This is a genomic window from Mangrovibacterium diazotrophicum, assembly GCF_003610535.1.
In the GTDB taxonomy this organism is placed as follows: Bacteria; Bacteroidota; Bacteroidia; order Bacteroidales; family Prolixibacteraceae; genus Mangrovibacterium; species Mangrovibacterium diazotrophicum.
This window is the reverse complement of the sequence record NZ_RAPN01000001.1, coordinates 460,317-479,316: the sequence shown is the minus strand read 5'-3', so window position 1 is coordinate 479,316 and position 19,000 is coordinate 460,317. Positions and strand designations below refer to the sequence as shown.

Genomic DNA, 19,000 nt, shown 5'->3' with positions numbered 1-19,000 from the left:
TTGGAATGAGAAAAACTATCCAGGAGCTTTTGCTCGTTGAGAATACGCAATTAAATCACGATAATTTTCGCTTGGTTTTGCAATCCGAGAGTGAATTACCAGAGATCTTCCCCGGTCAATTTGTAAATGTTGAAATCAAGCAAGCTACAGAGATATTCCTAAGGCGGCCTTTTTCGATCCTGGATGTTGATCGGGAGAAAAAGCAGTTCTCGCTATTGGTGAAGATCCTGGGACGCGGCTCAAAGGTTTTAACCACTTACAAAGCCGGCGAAAAGATCAGTGTAATTTATCCGCTTGGTAATGGTTTTACAATCCCTGAAAAGGACGATAAAATATTGCTGATAGGCGGAGGTAGCGGTGTTGCTCCGATGTTGTTTTTATCGAAAGTTTGCGGACTCGATCCGAAACAAGTACACATCTTGCTTGGAGCACGCAGCAATCGAGATCACATCGACATTAGCGACTACAAACAAAACGGCAACTTTTACTTCACAACTGAAGACGGAAGCCTTGGTGAGAAAGGTTTTGTAACCAACCACCCGGTATACAAAAGTGAATTGTCGGGTTTTGACAAAATTTACACTTGTGGCCCTAATCCAATGATGAAAGCAGTGGCCGCAGATGCCGCTAAATCCGGGGCTTTCTGCGAGGTTTCGCTTGAAAATATGATGGCTTGCGGCTTCGGTGTTTGTTTGTGTTGCGTAGAGAAAACCACTTCAGGGCATAAGTGTGTATGTACCGACGGCCCCGTGTTTAACATTAAAGATTTGACATGGCAGATTTAGGCGTAAATATAAAAGACCTTTATTTCAAAAATCCGGTATTAACCGCTTCCGGTACCTGCGGATTTGGGCAGGAAATCGCCGATTTCGTGGATTTGGAGAAGCTGGGAGGTGTGGTTATGAAAGGAACCACGCTTAAGCACCGTGAAGGAAATAATTACCCGCGCATGGCCGAAACGCCGTCAGGGATGTTAAATGCCGTTGGTTTGCAAAATAAAGGCGTCGATAATTTCGTTAAAAATATCTATCCGACCATTAAAGACGTTAACTCGAATTTCATTGTTAACGTGAATGGTTCGACGATTGAAGAATACGTTGAGCTGACTGAGCGGATTAATGAACTGGACAAAATTCCGGCAATTGAGTTGAATATCAGCTGCCCGAATGTGAAAGAAGGAGGAATGGCATTTGGTGTTAGTTGCCCGTCGGCAGAAGCTGTTGTGAAAGCTGTTCGCGCGGTTTACCACAAGCCACTGATCGTGAAACTATCGCCCAATGTAACCAATATCGCAGAAATAGCCCGTGCTGTGGAAGGCCAGGGAGCCGACAGCGTGTCGCTGGTAAACACCTTTTTAGGGATGGCGATCAACGCTGAGACGCGCAAACCGGTTTTATCAACCATCACCGGTGGTTTATCCGGTCCGGCGATCAAACCGATTGCTTTACGCATGGTTTGGCAGGTGGCACAGGCTGTAAAAGTTCCCGTAATCGGAATGGGCGGTATCATGAACGCTACCGATGCGATCGAATTTATGCTGGCTGGTGCAACTGCGGTTCAGGTTGGAACGGCGATTTTTATCGACCCAACTATCCCGGTGCAAATCGTAGATGGAATTAATGAGTATTTAGAGCGTCACCAGTTTAGTTCTGTGAAAGAGATTATTGGCGCAATGCAAGTGTAAATTGAATTAACAATTGTAACGTGAGGTATATCAAGTATCTATTTATTGCCATGGTTTTGGTATTTAGCTACAGTTCGAAGAGCTACCATACCCATAAACAGATACCTCCATACTACCAACTGGAAGTTCAGGGGCTGAACAAGCGGATTACCAACGAACTTTCAGACTTCTCCAGCTCGCCCTATATCGAAAAGCAGATTGCCCGGTTTAATCGCCAATGGGGATTGAAAGGCGCATCTCTGGCTGTTGTCAAAGACGATAAGCTGGTTTATGCCCAGGGATTTGGTTTTGCAAACGACCAAAATGACGTTGTACAGCCCGGAAATCTGTTTCGGGTAGCCAGTGTTTCCAAACTGTTGACAGGAGTGGCAATCATGAAATTGGTTGAAGAGAAAAAGCTTAATCTCGACCAACAGGTTTTTGGCCCGACTGGAATCATTAAAGACACCATTTTCAACAAAGTTCGCGATAAACGGCTTTATAAAATCACTGTTCGTCAGCTTTTGGCTCACTCCGGAGGCTGGTCGCAGCGCTATGGTGATCCGGCTTTCAATTCACTTACTATTGCCGAGAAAGTTGGAGATCAAGCTCCGGCGACAATTCATTCCTACTACAAGTACATTGCAACCCGCAGACTGTCGTTCTACCCGGGAACTCAAACATCTTACTCCAACATGGGATACATGTTCTTGGGAGAAATAATTGCAACGGTTAGCGGCAAAACCTACGAAAGTTTTATTCAGGATAATATCCTCGTTCCGAATGGGATTGTTGATATGCACATTGCGAATAGCTACGCAGCCAACAGGTTCGAAAACGAAGTGAGTTATTACGAATCGGAAGGCAGCGCCTTGGTTCCCGAATACAATGGTTCGGGGAAAATGGTTGCCAAATCGAACGGAGGAAACCCGATTGAACTTTTGGGAGCAGCTGGTGGCTGGACCTGCTCAGCCATTGAATTGGCTCGCTTGGTTACCTACATCGATGGAGAACCAGGTGTGAAAGACATACTGAAAGCTTCGTCGATTGCAGAAATGACAGACAACACCTACGCGAAGGGGCCGCTTGGCTGGAAAACTTCGTTCAACAACGGCACCTGGATCCGGACCGGAAGTATGGCCGGTACATCTGCAATGATTAAGCGCATGGACGATGGATTAACCTGGGTTTTCATTTCGAATACCAGCAGTTGGAAAGGATCTTTGCTGGCTAACGACATCAACTCGCTGATGTATAAAATTTGTTACAAAGTCAAAGAATGGCCTGATCAGGATTTGTTCAACTACTACCCGATACACACACTTCCCCTGGCTAAAGCAAATTAGCACGTTTAATATTTTTTAACGATTTTAAATTCTCAACTTTCCCTAATCTTTCTATTTTTAGGAGGAAAAATCGGGGGAATATGAAGTTTTTGTTGATTGTATTATTTGCTACATGTGCCGCGCTTTGCGTGAAAGCGCAGGATCAGTATGTGTTTAAGGCTGATCCGCAAATACAGGTTCCAAAAATTGAAGAATGCCCTTCCAATCCATATTTGAGTGATGACGTGCGAATCAAACTGGCACAGTTCAACGAAGTGTACTCCAAAAAAATCAATATGGGAGCACCCGATTTTCAAACTTCAATCGAGATTTTAAAGCCCGACGTTTATTATTCTGTTCAGAAGTTATCGAAATACTTCTGCAAATGCATGAAAAAAGGTACCATCGGGAAAGAAACCGCCGAAGGCGAATTTCGAAAAATTCTCGAAAAATGTATTTTAATCGTTAGAGAAGATACCTCGCCATTGGAGGCTGAATTGAGAGCGACTAGTAATCCGGTCGAATTAGTTGGAATTTTCGATAAAATCGTAATCAAAAACTAGTTTGAACTTATAATTTTCAGCCCGCATTTTTTTTCACCTTTTTACTTCTGAAATTCTTGTTTTATCAGGCTTCTTCAAAGTTCTGGAAAGTCTAATTTTGCTTGAACATTTCGAAAACCTGTGTGTTTAATGTGGTGAAAATTCCAGATAATAATGTGTTAAATAAATAAATTGGAAAATGTCAGAATTTAAAATCCAAATGCCCAAGATGGGCGAAAGTGTTCAGGAAGCGACTATTACGAAGTGGTTTGTGAAAGAAGGAGACAAAATTGAAGAGGATGATATGCTTTTCGAAATCGCGACGGAAAAAGTTGACTCTGAAATTCCATCACCTGTTGACGGTGTAATTAAAAAAATTCTGTTTGAAGTAGATTCAATCGTTCCTGTAGGAGAAATTGTTGCCATCATCCAAACTGACGAGGACGGTGATGACGATGATTCATCAAGCGACGAAGCAAGCGCAGCAACTGATAAAGAGGAAGTAGCAAGCACAGCATCAGAAGAAAAAGCACCTGCTGATTTTAAAGAATCAACACGTTTTTATTCACCGCTTGTGCGATCGATTGCTAAAGAAGAAAACATCTCACTGGAAGTGCTGGAAACCATTGAAGGAAGTGGTGCCGGTGGTCGTGTTCAAAAGCAAGATGTATTGGATTATCTGGCAGGAAAAGGCGCAAAACCAGCAGCTCCGGCAGCACCTAAAGCTGAAGCTCCGGCGGCAAGCGCTCCAAAAGAAAAACCAGCAGCTCCGAAACCTAGCATTCCGGTCGGTGCTGATGACAAAGTGATTGAGATGGACCGTATTCGGAAAATCATTTCTGAGCGTATGGTTCAATCGGTATCTACTGCGCCTCACGTAACATCGGTGGTTGAAACTGACGTGACCAACGTTGTTTTGTGGAGAAACAAAGTAAAAGACGAATTCCAGGCTAAATTCGGTCAAAAACTGACCTTTATGCCTGTATTTATCGAAGCAGCAGCAACCGCTCTGCGCGAATTCCCAATGTTGAATGCATCTGTTGACGGTGATAAAATCATTCTTCGCGGTAAAGTAAATATTGGTGTTGCCGTAGCTAAGCCTGATGGTAACCTGATCGTTCCGGTTATTAAAGATGCTGACCAAAAGAACCTGGTTGGATTGACATCATCAATGAACGACTTGGCTAACCGTGCCCGTATCAACAAACTGACTCCGGACGAAATTTCAGGAGGTACTTTCAGTATCAGTAACTTCGGTACGTTCAAAAACGATATCGGTACACCAATCATCAACCAACCTGAAGTAGCAATTCTGGCTACCGGTAACATCGTTAAAAAGCCGGCTGTTCTCGAAACACCTGCTGGTGACGTGATTGCCATCCGCCACAAAATGTTCTTGTCTGTATCGTACGACCACCGTATTATCGATGGTGCTTTAGGCGGTGCTTTCCTAAGACGAATTGCTGAGCTTCTCGAAGAATTTGACGTAAACAGAAAAATCTAATCCCAATGAGTAGTATTTATCCCAAAATTTATACGATAAAGAGCGTAGAAAAGGACGTGCTTCACCAATGGCTGAAAACCCTAGTGGTTGGCCGTAAACTGGATGAAAGAGCTCCTAACTACCTGAAACAGGCCATTGGCTGGTCGTACCACGCCCCATACGCCGGACACGATGGTATTCAGTTTGCAATCGGTCAGGTTTTTGATCGCCATACCGATCACCTGTTCCCGTATTACCGTGATATGATGACTTGTTTCTCGGCTGGATTGACAGCTGAAGAAATCATCCTGAACGGTATCTCAAAAGGAACAGACGTTGCCGGTGGTGGTCGTCACATGTCGAACCACTTTGCAAAACCGGAATGGAATATCCATAACGTATCAAGCTGTACAGGTAACCACGACTTGCACGCCGTAGGTGTGGCCCGTGCCATGAAATATTACGGACACAAAGGTGTTTCAATTACATCACACGGTGAATCTTCGACTTCAGAAGGTTACGTGTACGAAGCCATCAACGGTGCTTCTCGTGAGAAACTTCCGGTGATCTTCGTGTTGCAGGACAATGGTTACGGTATTTCCGTTCCGAAAAACATGCAAACAGCAAACCGTAAAGCAGCCAACAACTTCTCTGGTTTCAAAAACCTGCGTATTATTCACTGTAACGGTAAAGATATTTTCGACTCGATGAATGCGATGGCAGAGGCGAAAAAACACGTTTTGGAAGTTGGAGAGCCGGTTATCGTGCAGGCGAACTGTGTGCGCATGGAGTCACACTCGAACTCAGACCGTCACGAATTGTACCGCAGCGAAAACGAGCGTAATTACGTTCGTGTTTACGACCCGATGGCGAAATTTGTCCGCATGTTGCTGCGTTACAACCGTTTCACGCAGGAAGAAATTCAGGCGATCGAAGAAGAAGCTAAAGCGATTGTAAAAGATGCGCACAAAAAAGCAATGAAAGCTCCGGATCCGGATCCTTCAACAATCTTCGATTTTGTAATGCCAGAACCTTATCCGGCTGATAAATACCCGGCAGGTACACACAACCACGATGGTGAAAAAATCAAGTTGGTTGATGCAATCAATAAAACGCTGAAAGAAGAATTCCGCGAAAACCCGGATACCTTTATTTGGGGACAGGACGTTGCCAACAAAGAAAAAGGCGGTGCCTTCAACGTAACCAAAGGTATGCAACAGGAATTCGGTGATCAACGTGTATTTAGTGCTCCAATTGCTGAAGATTTCATCGTGGGTACTGCAAACGGTATGAGCCGTTTCAACGATAAAATCCGTCTGGTTATTGAAGGTGCTGAATTTGCTGACTACTTCTGGCCGGCAATGGAACAATACGTTGATTCAAGCCACGACTACTGGCGTTCAAACGGTCAGTTTGTACCGAATATGACCATTCGTTTGGCTTCAGGTGGCTACATTGGTGGTGGTTTGTACCACTCGCAAAACCTGGAAGGTGCTTTGGCAACAATCCCGGGTGTACGTATTGTTTACCCATGTTTTGCTGACGATGCTGCCGGTTTGTTGCGTACTGCAATGCGTTCGAAAGGGATGACCGTATTTATGGAGCCAAAGGCTTTATATAACGCTCCCCAAGCTGCCGCTTCAATTCCTGACGATTTCGAAGTGCCATTCGGAAAAGCCCGCGTTCGTCGCGAAGGAAAAGATGTGACTTTGGTTACTTACGGAAATACGTTGATTCACAGTTTGGATGCTGCTAAGGCCTTGGAAGAAGAAGGAATCGATGTTGAAGTGATTGACCTTCGTTCAATTGTTCCGTTGGATAAAGAAACGATCCTTGAATCGATTAAAAAGACCAGTAAAGTCATGGTCGTACACGAAGACAAGGTATTCGCAGGCTTCGGCTCTGAAGTAACTTCGATGATCATGGAAGAAGCTTTCGAAGACCTGGATGCACCGGTTAAACGTGTTGGTTCTCCGTATACACCGGTTGGTTTCAACCGTATTCTGGAGAAAGCAATCCTACCGAATACTGAACGGATCGTTGCAGCAGCTAAAGAATTAATGGCATATTAAAAGGAAAATCATGAGTAAAACAGCTATATTTTACAGTTTTCACACAAACAAAACTTCTAAAGTAAGCGAGAAAATTATCGAGGTTTTCGGGAAAGACAATCTTGATATTCTCAACGCAGAGGAAGTAAATGAAGAAAGCTTCCTGAAATACGACAACTACGTTATTGGTGTTGCAACCTGGTGGGACGGCGAATTACCAAATTACTGGGACGAGTTTGTTCCGGCAATTGACGACATGGATTTGTCGGGTAAGAAATTCGCAATCTATGGTTTGGGTGACCAAAAAGGGTATCCTGAAAACTTCAACGATGGTGTTGGTATCTTCGCCGATCTGATCGAGTCAAAAGGAGGTAAACTGGTTGGTTTCACTTCGAAAGAAGGTTACGAATACGAAGCAAGCCGTGCCGAACGTGGCGACCAGCTTTGTGGTTTGTGTATTGACCAGGAGAATCAACCTCGACTGACAAAAGGACGGGTTGAAAAATGGGTTGAACAGCTCCAAAAAGAGTTCAAATAGAAAATCCTACAATAATTCTATTTAGCAAGAGTGCGGTAAAAATTACCGCGCTCTTTTTTTTGCTTGATACAATTCGGGGGACAGTGATTTCTTTTTCATTCCTCATGAAGATCCTCCATGGAATAAAGCATCTTTTATTGCTATTTTTCCGTTAACGAACGACACGGTAGAATAACAAACCGGTAAGAATTTGAATATTGAGCTATTTTTGTGGCGAACAAAATCAGAAAAGAGTAATGAAAAAGAAGAAAACAATTGCCCTCGTTGCCCACGATAACCGCAAAAAGGATATGATGGAATGGGTGGCGTACAACTGGAAGGAATTACTTCCTCACAGTTTGGTTTGTACCGGAACAACAGGAAAATTGATCCAGGAAACAATCGAAAAACAGTGCAAAGTCCATGATGCGATCCCTCCGGAAGTCACACGCTTAAAATCAGGCCCTTTGGGGGGCGACCAGCAGTTAGGTGCGCTTATTTGTGAAGGTCAGGTCGATATGATGATTTTCTTTTGGGATCCAATGCAACCGCAACCGCACGATGTTGACGTTAAAGCGCTTCTTCGGATTGCAACACTTTACAATATCCCAACAGCGCCAAACCGGTCTACAGCCGATTTTATCATCTCGTCCAATTTGTTCCACCAGAAATACAGCCCAATATTGAAGGATTATTCAGCGTATATCAAGCGCGAAGTCGATTTGTAATACAAGTCATTTACATTTTCTTAAGAATGACATAATTTAACGGTAAAGGATTGATTCAAGCGAAGGTGGTAAATTTGTGAAAAACCAATTCGCCATGGAACAAGAAAGATTAAGAAAGATGATTAAAGCCATGTACTTATTAAAAGATATCATGGCAAAGAAAAGTGACGATGATCGAGCCTTTAAGCTGAAGCCAAAGTCTAAAGTAATTGGCGACATACAGGCTATAATCAATTTAGGGCTTGAAGAATTCTACACTTTACGGACTAACTGAGAGATCTCTAGTTAGTCATTTTTTACGACACAAATGTAATAACATATGCCTGAGTATTTCGATACTTGGGCTTTTTTGTGCCTTGAGATTACTGGAGATGTCCTAGTAAGTCTCACTAAATAAATGAAATACATAAATGTAAATAATTTACAAAAGTGATTTATTGCGGATTATTAATCAGAAATGATTCAGTCAAGTTACACGAATAGACAATTCAGTTTTGAAGCTTATAGTGTCCGGGCACTTTGATTGGTGTTTCGGGTTATAACAACATAAAGATCCTAACTAATTCCGATTGACTGTATAAATTAAAATTTTCAAGCGATTATCGTGTCCAGTTTCCTCCAAGCTGCCTTTTTCGTCAATTTTCTAATTTTGGCTTTTTGCGGACAACTAATCGGATGCATTTGAATACTGAAAGGAATTTGAGTTAATTATGTTATTATTTTAGATTGAAATTTGAGAAACGTCAATAGCTATGTTGAGAGTTCCCTAGATGCTTAAAGAATTGAATAAGGGATTTGTGAAGTGATCTTGTAGTTTCTTAGATAGATTTTTCTGTAGGAAGCCTTATGCATTTGAGTTAATAGAAATAGGTGGAGTTTAAAACAGGATCTAATAATAGTTAAATCTTCCTCTGTAGAATCCTTTGATTTGATACCAGAGTGATGGTATGATTTGACAAGTCTAAAGCTGAATCCAGGACGAAAACAATATTTACTGTTTGTCTTATAGTTGATATTATGTTATTTTTATAGATGCAAAAAAAGGAGAGAAAATTCCCTCCTTTCAATATTACTTAAGATCTTCCAGTTTCTTATTTACTTCATCAAACTTGTCCATCATTTTCAAACGATAGTACAATTGTTTCAATGATTCCAACGAATAAGTATCTTCCGGATTTACTTCTGAAGCTTTTTCCATATAAGGAATTGCTTTCTCGAATTCTTTATCCGCTTTTGTTTTTTCTTCTTCGTATTTGTCTGGTTGGTTTGTAGGAACAGCATTCGCTACATCCAATTGTTTTACACCTTTGTTGTAGTAAATAGCACCCAGGTTGTAGTAAGCATCAAAGTAGTCATCTTTCAACTCCAGAGCTTTTTCGTATGAAGTAACTGCGTCGTCTGTGTTACCCAACTTATCATTCAACGCACCTTTAGCAAAGTAGAATGAAGCGTTTTCAGGATCTTGCTCGATAGCCAGTTCCAGGTATTTCATCGCATCATCAGTTTTGTTTGCGTTCATATAGATGTTGATCATTTGCACCAGCAAAGAACTACTTTCAGGATATTTCTCAAAACCTTCCTGCAACGCAGCCAATGCATTTACTGTGTCTTGTTGGTTTGTGTAACTGGCAGCGATCAACTCATAAGTACGTGCTTCGTTGTAGTTGTATTTAGCAGCTTCTTTGTAATATTTAATCGCTTTATCGTAGTTTTCAGCATTGTAAGCAGCCAAACCTGCGTTGAAAATGATCACAGTGTCAACTGTCGGAGGATCTTCTTGCATCAAAGGCATGCTTTGAATATCCAAAATCTGTTCAAAAGATTTCAGTGCTAATTCGTAGTCATTTTCGTTGAAACCTTTAACTGCTTGATCGGTAAAATCGTTGATCAAAAGTGTCAGGTTGATTTTAACACCGTTGCTTCCTGTTCCTTTTGTATCTAACTCAATCGCTTTTTTGAAAGATTCCAGAGAAGTAGCCAACGGATCAGTCGCTAACTTCTTGTAGTTTTCATCTTTCGATTTGTAAATGTCGTGATAGATTTCACCACGAACTTCCCAAGTTCTTGGCCAAGGAATTGATTTTTCAGCTTTTTCGTTATTTGGATCAATAGCCTCATTGATCGCTTCCAACGCCTTATCCAGCTTACCACTGTCTTTCAATGTTTGAGCGCTGGAAACTTTGCCCTTTTGTGCATAAGAGCCAGCCACAGCGGTAACAAGTATGGCCAACAATAGAATTGTTTTCTTCATCATCATAGTTAATTTAAGATACTTTTTTTGCTACAAATTTAATCTTTAATGTCATGCACGCAAATGCATTGTTATTCTTTAATCTTCATTTTCAGAAGCTTCTGAATTCTCCTGGTTCTCGATTTCCTCACCATTGTCTTCGAATTCAACACGTGCTACCGATGCAATGGCATCTTCGCCGCGCAGGTTAATTAATCGAACCCCCTGCGTTGCACGGCCCATTACCCGAACTTCGGAAATCGGCAGACGAATGGTGATTCCATTCTGAGTAATAATCATCAGGTCGTTGTTATCAGAAACGCTCTTCAGTGCTATCAATTCGCCCGTTTTTTCGGTCACATTGATTGTTTTAACACCTTTACCACCGCGGTTCGTTACGCGATAATCTTCAATGGTCGAGCGCTTTCCGTAACCTTTTTCTGAAACAACCAATACATCTTCCGACTGGTTTTCAACAGATATCATGCCAATGACCTGATCGCTCTCGCTGCCCAGTGTGATACCACGTACTCCGGAAGCTGTCCGGCCGATAGCGCGAACAATGCTTTCGTGGAAACGAATAGCCTTACCAGACTTCACTGCAATCATGATCTCGTGATTACCGTTGGTCAGGCGCGCTTCCAGCAAATGGTCTTCTTCGCGAACGGTAATCGCGTTGATACCATTCTGACGAGGACGTGAATAAGCTTCGAGCGACGTCTTCTTAATAATACCTTTCTGAGTACATAGAATAATGAAGTTATTGTTGATGTATTCTTCGTCGCTCAGTGTTTTTACATTGATGTATGCCAGTACTTTATCGTCCTGTTCAATATTCAGAAGGTTCTGAATAGCGCGGCCTTTGCTCGTTTTTGTTCCTTCTGGTATTTCATAAACTTTCAACCAGAAACACTTACCTTTTTCGGTGAACAGTAACAAGGTGTTGTGCATGGTGGCAACAAACAGGTGCTCCAGGAAGTCTTCATCACGAGTGTTGCTTCCTTTGGAACCAACTCCACCCCTTCCCTGTGTTTTGAATTCAGTCAGCGGTGTACGCTTGATATAACCCAAGTGTGAAATGGTGATTACCATCTCTTCATCTGCATAAAAATCTTCCGGGTTGAATTCTTCCGCATTCGGAACAATCTCGGTTTTGCGCTCGTCACCATACTGTTCTTTAATGGCGATCAGCTCATCCTTGATGATTTGCATCCGCAAATCCTCGTTTGCGAGTATCTCGCGGCAACGTTCAATAAACTTAACAATATCTTCATATTCTTGGTGAAGCTTATCTTGCTCCAGACCAGTCAACTGACGAAGACGCATTTCAACAATTGCACGAGCCTGAATTTCAGACAGGTTGAAACGAGCAATCAAACTTTCACGAGCTTCATCCGGCGTTTTCGAGCCGCGGATGATCGCGATTACTTCATCGATATTATCTGATGCAATAATCAGACCTTCCAGGATGTGTGCTCTTTTTTCAGCTTGTTCCAATTCATACTGTGTACGGCGAACCACAACATCGTGGCGATGCTCTACAAAATAGTGAATCAGATCCTTCAGGTTAAGCAGACGAGGACGTCCCTTCACCAAGGCAATGTTGTTTACGCTGAACGATGTCTGTAACTGCGTGTATTTGTACAATTTATTAAGAACGACATTCGAAATTTCGTCTTTCTTAACGTCGATAACGATACGCATACCTTCGCGGTCTGACTCATCGTTAACGTTTGAAATACCTTCAATTTTTTTCTCGTTAACCAACTCCGCAATTTTCATGATCAACTCTGCTTTGTTGACCATGTAAGGAATTTCAGTTACCACAATGCGCTCGCGTCCGGCACCATGTGTTTCGATATGCGCTTTACCGCGAATAACGATACGGCCACGGCCTGTTTCAAAGGCCTCTTCCACTCCTTTATAACCGTAGATGATACCACCGGTCGGGAAATCGGGTGCTTTAATGATCGGTATAAGCTCGGTAATCTCAATCTCCTTATTGTCAATGTATGCCGTAATGGCATCAATTGTATCGGACAAGTTATGAGGCGGCATGTTTGTCGCCATACCTACCGCAATACCTGATGCTCCGTTCACCAACAAGTTTGGAATACGAGTTGGTAAAACTGTTGGCTCACTTAACGATTCGTCGAAGTTCGGCTGAAAATCAACGGTATTCTTTTCAATATCACTTAATGTTTCTTCTGCGATTTTTGCCATCCGGGCCTCGGTGTAACGCATCGCTGCAGGACTGTCACCGTCGATCGACCCGTAGTTTCCTTGCCCGTCTACCAGGGGGTAGCGCAGCGACCATTCCTGCGCCATACGCACCATGGTCATGTATACTGAAGAATCGCCATGCGGGTGATACTTACCTAAAACCTCACCAACAATCCTGGCTGATTTTTTATACGGTCTATTGGATAGAATGCCTAACTCACTCATTCCGAATAAAACACGGCGGTGGACAGGTTTTAATCCATCGCGTACATCAGGCAGAGCTCTGGAAACAATTACCGACATCGAATAATCGATGTAGGCAGTTTTCATCTGCTCTTCGATATTAATCTTAATAATTCTTTCGCCTTCAGTCATTTAATGCTCCTTTCAAAGATTTTTACTTGTAAAAAAAACGACTTACAAAAATAAAAAAATACTGTTAATACTGCCGGCATTCACCGCTTTTTAATAGCTTAATGCGAATTAAATTTCAACAACACGATGTTTAAAAAATCAATAAGTCCGAAAGCCGCGTGTCATGCCTTTTGTGTAAATTTAAAGCTATAAATGCTATTTTTACAGAAAGATTCGAAACAACCTTTTCGGATTGATTTTTGTTACAGAAAAACCATAACAAGATAACTTTAATGCATATGGATTCTCAATTCTCTCCAAGAATAAAAGATGTACTTTCCTACAGTCGCGAAGAGGCGATTCGTTTGGGAAATGAGCAAATTGGATTGGAGCATATATTTCTGGGAATTTTGAGAGATGGTGAAGGAATTGCGATTGACATTTTGACTGGTTTAGGAATTAATTTGTCTGAAATTAAAATTGCAGTTGAAAACGAACTTCGGACCGATAAAGAAATCGATCCGCAAGCTTCGGTACAACTCTTAAAGTCGGCAGAGAAAGCTCTGAAACTGGTTTATTTGGAAGCTCGTGCGCTTAACAGCCAAACCATCAGCACAGGACATCTGTTACTGGCGATCCTTAAGGATAAGGATAGTCAGATTTCAACGATCTTAAACGAGTACCACATCAATTACTATATTTTAAAGTCCCGGTTGGAAGACTATAAACAACCGGAGGCGAAATCGGAATATGGTGGTGAGGAAGACGAAGAAGCTGATGATCCGTTCTCAAAATCTCCGACTTCCGGTTCTCAAAAGAAACCGGGCTCCACAAAGTCTGAAACTCCCGTGCTGGATAATTTTGGTGTTGACATCACAAAGGCAGCCGAAGAAAACAGTTTAGATCCGATTGTTGGACGCGAAAAAGAAATTGAACGTTTAGCTCAGATTCTGTCGCGACGTAAAAAGAACAACCCGATCCTGATCGGTGAACCAGGTGTTGGTAAGTCTGCAATTGCCGAAGGGCTTGCTCTTCGCATCATCCAGAAAAAAGTTTCTCGCGTGCTTTTTGATAAGCGCGTGGTGAGCCTGGATATTGCTTCGATTGTAGCCGGAACAAAATACCGCGGTCAGTTTGAAGAAAGAATGAAAGCTATTTTGAATGAGCTTTCAAAAGTAAATAACGTGATCTTGTTTATCGACGAGATTCACACCATTGTAGGTGCCGGTGGTGCTACTGGTTCGCTGGATGCGGCCAACATGCTAAAACCTGCCCTCGCCCGTGGCGAAATTCAATGTATTGGTGCAACTACCCTGGACGAATACCGCCAACAAATCGAGAAAGATGGTGCGTTGGAAAGACGTTTCCAGAAAGTGATGGTTGAGCCGACTTCGGACGACGAAACTGTTCAGATTCTGAATAACATCAAAGAACGTTACGAAGATCACCACAACGTAATTTATACGCCTGAAGCAATTGAAGCGTGTGTGAAGTTGACGACTCGTTACATCACCGATCGTTTCTTGCCGGATAAAGCGATTGACGCGTTGGATGAAGCAGGCTCCCGCGTTCATATCTCGAATATTAATGTTCCGGATCGCATTGTGAAACTGGAACAAAAAATTGAGACAACCCGCGAAGAAAAAATCAAAGCTGTAAAAAGCCAGAATTTCGAACTTGCTGCTGGTTTCCGGGATAAGGAAAAGAACTTGTTGCAATTGCTTGACCAGGAAAAAGAAGCTTGGGAAAAAGAGTTGCTGAGCCACCGCGAAGTGGTAACCGAAGACAAAGTGGCCGAAGTTGTTGCCATGATGTCAGGTGTACCGGTTCAACGGATTGCTCAAGCTGAAGGCAAGCGCCTGATGAACATGGGCGAAAAACTAAAAGGTTCTGTTGTTGGTCAGGATGACGCAATTCAGAAAATTGTGAAAGCCATCCAACGTAACCGAGCCGGCTTAAAAGATCCGAACAAACCAATTGGTACGTTCATCTTCCTTGGACCAACCGGTGTTGGTAAAACGCAGTTAGCGAAAGTAATCGCGAAATATTTGTTCGACAGTGTTGATTCGTTGATCCGGATTGACATGAGCGAATACATGGAGAAATTCTCCGTTTCGAGATTGGTTGGAGCGCCTCCGGGATACATTGGTTACGAAGAAGGTGGCCAGTTGACTGAAAAAGTTCGTCGTAAACCTTACTCAGTGGTTCTGTTGGATGAAATTGAAAAAGCACACCCTGATGTGTTCCACCTGATGTTGCAGGTGTTGGACGAAGGTCGTTTGACCGACAGCTTGGGACGTAATATCGATTTTAAAAACACGATCATCATCATGACTTCGAATATTGGCTCACGCCAATTGAAGGAGTTCGGTAGTGGTATTGGTTTCACAGCTCCAAAAACAGCAGCGGAAGAAACTGACCATGCGAAATACGTGATTGAAAAAGCGTTAAAGCGTGCGTTTGCTCCTGAGTTCCTGAACCGGATCGATGATGTGATCATGTTCAACACACTTTCGAAAGAAGATATCTTCAAAATTATCGATATCGAATTGCGTGGATTGTACGACCGTGTTGCTTCTTTGAATTACAAGTTGAAAATTTCGAGAGCAGCCAAAGAGTTTATCGCCGAAAAAGGATACGACTCTCAGTACGGTGCACGTCCGTTGAAACGCGCTATTCAGAAATACCTGGAAGACGAGATGGCGGAAGTCATCATCCGGGCTTCATTAACTGAAGGCGACACCGTTTCGATCGGATTCGATAAGAAAAACGAAAAGATAAAAGTCAAGATCTTAGGTACTGCCGAAAAGGCATAACAGAATAAGAAAAGCCGGTTTTTAAACTGGCTTTTTATTTTTTGCATCTATTGGGTCGGGTAACACAACTCGGGTTCGTGGCAAATGCTGTGGGTATTTCTCCTGAACAAATTTGATTAATTCTTCCCGCACTTTTACGCGAAGATCCCACGATGCCGGAGAATTTGCGGCACTCACCAATGCGCGAATTTCCATGGTCAGTTCCTTGGCGTCGGTTACCTGCAACACATTCACCTGTCCATCCCATTCTTTTGCATTCTCCAGGATTCGGGTGAGTTCTTCACGCATCGCATCAACCGGGAACCCATAATCAACATAAATGAAAACCGTTCCCAAAATTTCAGAGGTTGTTCGGGTCCAGTTTTGAAACGGGCGGTCGATGAAATAAGTGATTGGAACGATTAGTCTTCTCTTGTCCCAAATTCTAACCACAACATAGGTTAGTGTAATTTCTTCAATCCACCCCCACTCACCTTCAACAATCACCACATCATCCAAACGAATTGGTTGGGTAAATGCAATTTGAAAACCGGCAAGGAACAGGGCAATACTTCGTTGCGCTGCAAAACCGATGATTATACCGGCAATACCCGCACTGGCTAATAAACTCATCCCCACCTGCCTGATTTTCGGAAAACTTAGCAGCGAGACCGCAAAAGCGAACAGCAACACCATGACAATTAAAATCCTTTCAATTACAACCATTTGTGTTTGAATTTTCCGAGCTTTCAGGTTGTTTTCGGATTTGATATCGTATTTGGCCAAAACAATCAGGCGCATACTTTTAATTGCGGCAATCAAAAGCCAGCAAATAAGGATGTTGAAAATGATGGACTGAATAATATGGGCGTTGATGGGCAGATCGTCAAAAAAGCCGGAAGGAATTGCGACCGAAACCACACTTAGAATGATGATGAAACTCATTGGTAGACTCAACCTTCGCAGAATTTTCTTCCAAATAACTTCCTGAGTTTCGTTTCTGATCATCTTCAATAACTGTCGAATTACCAAGCTCGCTAAAATGATTCCGATAAGAATACTGGCTAGGCCTATTAATACACTTTGATATTCATCCATGTTTTACTCTTCCTTTCTTTAATGAGTTAATACACAAAAGTCGGGTATAGATTTAGTAAGCTTGCGAGAAATCAGTTTTTGGCCATCGAACATCTATCCTTTGTAGCGGATAACCATCAAACTAATGTCGTCTGATTGGTCAGCTTCTCCCCTGAATTCTTTTAAACGATCGAAAATGTAAAGTGTTGATTCCTTCGCCGAGAAATCAGGTATTGTCTTGATCGTTTGGGCTAAATTGCTGTTTCCAAAGAACTCGCCACTTTCGTCACGGCAGTCAGTCACTCCATCGGTATACAGAACGATACGATCGCCAGCCTTCAGATAGCCGGTATCCCCGGCGTATGCTTTCGATGAATAAACCCCAACCGGAAGGCCGTGAGTTTTATCCAATGTGCGCACTTCGCCCGAAGCTGTTAAAATGTATGGGTAATTATGAGCAGCATTGCAGTAACTAAACTCGCCGGTCTCTATATCCAGGATTCCGAGGAAAAGAGTTAAAAAGTTCTGATTCGCATTCTGTAAGCTAAGTTCGTTGTTCACATGCTCCACAATTTCGTGTGCTGACAAACTGGTCGATTTACCCTTGATAAGGGTGCTGGCAACGGCCATAAACAGGGCAGCGGGAATTCCTTTACCTGATACGTCTCCCATGGTAAACAGCAGGTGGGTTGAGTCGACAAAGAAATAGTCATAAAGGTCGCCTCCAATGGTTTCCGCTGGATCCAGCAGGGCATACAAGTCTATCACAGCCATCTTTCGGCCCGGATTAAATTCAGCAGGGATGATCGCCGTTTGAATTTCTTTAGCTGATTTCAGATCTTTCTCAATCTTCCGGCGGTCTTTTTTACTTTGATTTTGTTCGTTTACATATTTCGTGTATCGGGCCTGCAATTCGTTTAAGCTCGACGAAAGCATTTGTATTTCGTTCCTCTGGTCGCCGACGCGAATATCGCCAGTACTTAAACGTTTGATTGACTTCGCAATTGTTGACAAGGGAGAAAGCATCTTCCGCATAATGTAAACAATGATTAGAAGTACAGCGATTAAACCCAAGGTAGACAGCAGTATGACATTTCGAAGTAAACTATCCAACTCCAGGAAGAGTTTGTTTGCCGGAACAATAATAACAACGGTCCAATAAGTGTAAGGAACAGGTGAAAAATGAAACCAGGCTTTTTCGTACCCGAAGAATTCAGGGAACGCGAAACCAGACCCTTCCTGGTGCGATCGCATCATGCCTTCATATTCTGCTCGTTTTTTTGGGAAGATTTTTTCAGGAATATCATAGATATTTTTTTTCATCACCCATGTTGGATTCGGGTGTGTCAGGAATGTTCCGTCTTTACTTAAAATGAAGGAAAGCCCACCTTTTTCGATATCGATACCGGCAACGAGTTTGGCGAGGAAGTTCAGGTTGATTTGTCCCGATAAATATCCGACCACAGTTCCGTCGGAATTCCGAACAGCTTCAGTGAAACTCGTGACAAGAAGGCTGGTATCCAGCGGACAATAAAAAGGATCGGACCAAAGTCCTTCGGTCTGCTTGGCTACAATGCTTTTGATTTCGACGAAATTTGGAAATTGACAGTACTTTTCATCATGCAAAACCAAAAACTCCTTCTCACTTTTGGCAAAAATAGCAATGTACCGTTTTCCGTCATCTCCTTTCAATTCCAGCCGAAATCCGGAAAGTATCCGGTTCATTTTGAGAACATTGGTCAAAAACTCTTCCAGTTTCCCATTCTCGTCATAATAAGGAAGCTGAGCGCTGACATTCCGGGTCACTTCTTGTGCCGTAACAACGTAGTGCGCTATCTTATTGGTGACTTTATCGGACTGATAAATCGCATTCTCTTCAATTTTCTGCATCAGAATTCGCCTGCTGAAATTATAGTTCAGGTAAACCCCAATAGCAACTGTAACAGTTACAGTAACCAAAATGTAGAAACTCAATTGGAAGATGATACTTCTGTTATTCATTTCACAAGGTT

Annotated in this window: 14 protein-coding genes; 10 read left to right on the top strand and 4 right to left on the bottom strand. The window is 42.5% G+C overall.

The window, feature by feature from the left end; translation table 11 throughout:
- Positions 1-5 precede the first annotated feature (5 nt).
- From BC643_RS02040 to BC643_RS02000, 9 genes are all read left to right on the top strand, one after another.
- On the top strand, positions 6-785 hold the full coding sequence (locus tag BC643_RS02040) for a dihydroorotate dehydrogenase electron transfer subunit (protein WP_120271507.1): 780 nt from the start codon (positions 6-8) through the stop codon (positions 783-785).
- Complete coding sequence (locus tag BC643_RS02035; RefSeq protein ID WP_120271506.1) at positions 773-1,684, top strand: dihydroorotate dehydrogenase; 912 nt, start codon at positions 773-775, stop codon at positions 1,682-1,684. The genes BC643_RS02040 and BC643_RS02035 overlap by 13 nt, the downstream gene beginning before the upstream one ends.
- A gap of 20 nt (positions 1,685-1,704) precedes the next feature.
- On the top strand, positions 1,705-3,009 hold the full coding sequence (locus BC643_RS02030; protein WP_147377106.1) for a serine hydrolase domain-containing protein: 1,305 nt from the start codon (positions 1,705-1,707) through the stop codon (positions 3,007-3,009).
- A gap of 80 nt (positions 3,010-3,089) precedes the next feature.
- A complete protein-coding gene (locus tag BC643_RS02025; protein ID WP_120271504.1) occupies positions 3,090-3,551 on the top strand; it encodes a hypothetical protein in 462 nt (153 codons plus the stop codon).
- A gap of 178 nt (positions 3,552-3,729) precedes the next feature.
- Positions 3,730-5,034: a dihydrolipoamide acetyltransferase family protein gene (locus BC643_RS02020; RefSeq protein WP_120271503.1), complete on the top strand. Its 1,305-nt coding sequence runs from the start codon at positions 3,730-3,732 to the stop codon at positions 5,032-5,034.
- Positions 5,035-5,039: 5 nt separating this feature from the next.
- Positions 5,040-7,085 carry an alpha-ketoacid dehydrogenase subunit alpha/beta gene (locus BC643_RS02015; RefSeq protein ID WP_120271502.1) on the top strand — a complete coding sequence of 682 codons (2,046 nt, stop codon included), beginning with the start codon at positions 5,040-5,042 and terminating at the stop codon, positions 7,083-7,085.
- A 10-nt stretch (positions 7,086-7,095) separates the two neighbouring features.
- Positions 7,096-7,602 carry a flavodoxin gene (locus BC643_RS02010; RefSeq protein ID WP_120271501.1) on the top strand — a complete coding sequence of 169 codons (507 nt, stop codon included), beginning with the start codon at positions 7,096-7,098 and terminating at the stop codon, positions 7,600-7,602.
- A 236-nt stretch (positions 7,603-7,838) separates the two neighbouring features.
- Positions 7,839-8,309: a methylglyoxal synthase gene (locus BC643_RS02005; protein WP_120271500.1), complete on the top strand. Its 471-nt coding sequence runs from the start codon at positions 7,839-7,841 to the stop codon at positions 8,307-8,309.
- A gap of 94 nt (positions 8,310-8,403) precedes the next feature.
- Positions 8,404-8,583 (top strand): hypothetical protein, encoded by a 180-nt coding sequence (locus BC643_RS02000; RefSeq protein WP_120271499.1) that lies wholly within the window; start codon positions 8,404-8,406, stop codon positions 8,581-8,583.
- A gap of 795 nt (positions 8,584-9,378) precedes the next feature.
- On the opposite strand, the gene BC643_RS01995 is transcribed toward BC643_RS02000, so the two are convergent.
- Positions 9,379-10,563, bottom strand: coding sequence for a tetratricopeptide repeat protein (locus BC643_RS01995; RefSeq protein ID WP_170154422.1), 1,185 nt, complete (start codon positions 10,561-10,563; stop codon positions 9,379-9,381).
- 75 nt (positions 10,564-10,638) lie between these two features.
- The gene (gene gyrA / locus BC643_RS01990; protein ID WP_120271497.1) at positions 10,639-13,137 is read right to left on the bottom strand and encodes a DNA gyrase subunit A; all 2,499 of its coding nucleotides are present in this window, start codon (positions 13,135-13,137) and stop codon (positions 10,639-10,641) included.
- Between the two features lie 278 nt (positions 13,138-13,415).
- Here gyrA and BC643_RS01985 point away from each other — a divergent pair, with 278 nt between their 5' ends.
- Positions 13,416-15,932 (top strand): ATP-dependent Clp protease ATP-binding subunit, encoded by a 2,517-nt coding sequence (locus BC643_RS01985; protein ID WP_120274102.1) that lies wholly within the window; start codon positions 13,416-13,418, stop codon positions 15,930-15,932.
- A gap of 21 nt (positions 15,933-15,953) precedes the next feature.
- Here BC643_RS01985 and BC643_RS01980 read toward each other — a convergent pair whose 3' ends face one another.
- Together BC643_RS01980 and BC643_RS01975 are read right to left on the bottom strand one after the other, a co-directional pair.
- The gene (locus tag BC643_RS01980) at positions 15,954-16,919 is read right to left on the bottom strand and encodes a mechanosensitive ion channel family protein (protein ID WP_245994838.1); all 966 of its coding nucleotides are present in this window, start codon (positions 16,917-16,919) and stop codon (positions 15,954-15,956) included.
- A 183-nt stretch (positions 16,920-17,102) separates the two neighbouring features.
- Positions 17,103-18,989: a SpoIIE family protein phosphatase gene (locus BC643_RS01975; RefSeq protein WP_120271495.1), complete on the bottom strand. Its 1,887-nt coding sequence runs from the start codon at positions 18,987-18,989 to the stop codon at positions 17,103-17,105.
- Between the last annotated feature and the right edge of the window lie 11 nt (positions 18,990-19,000).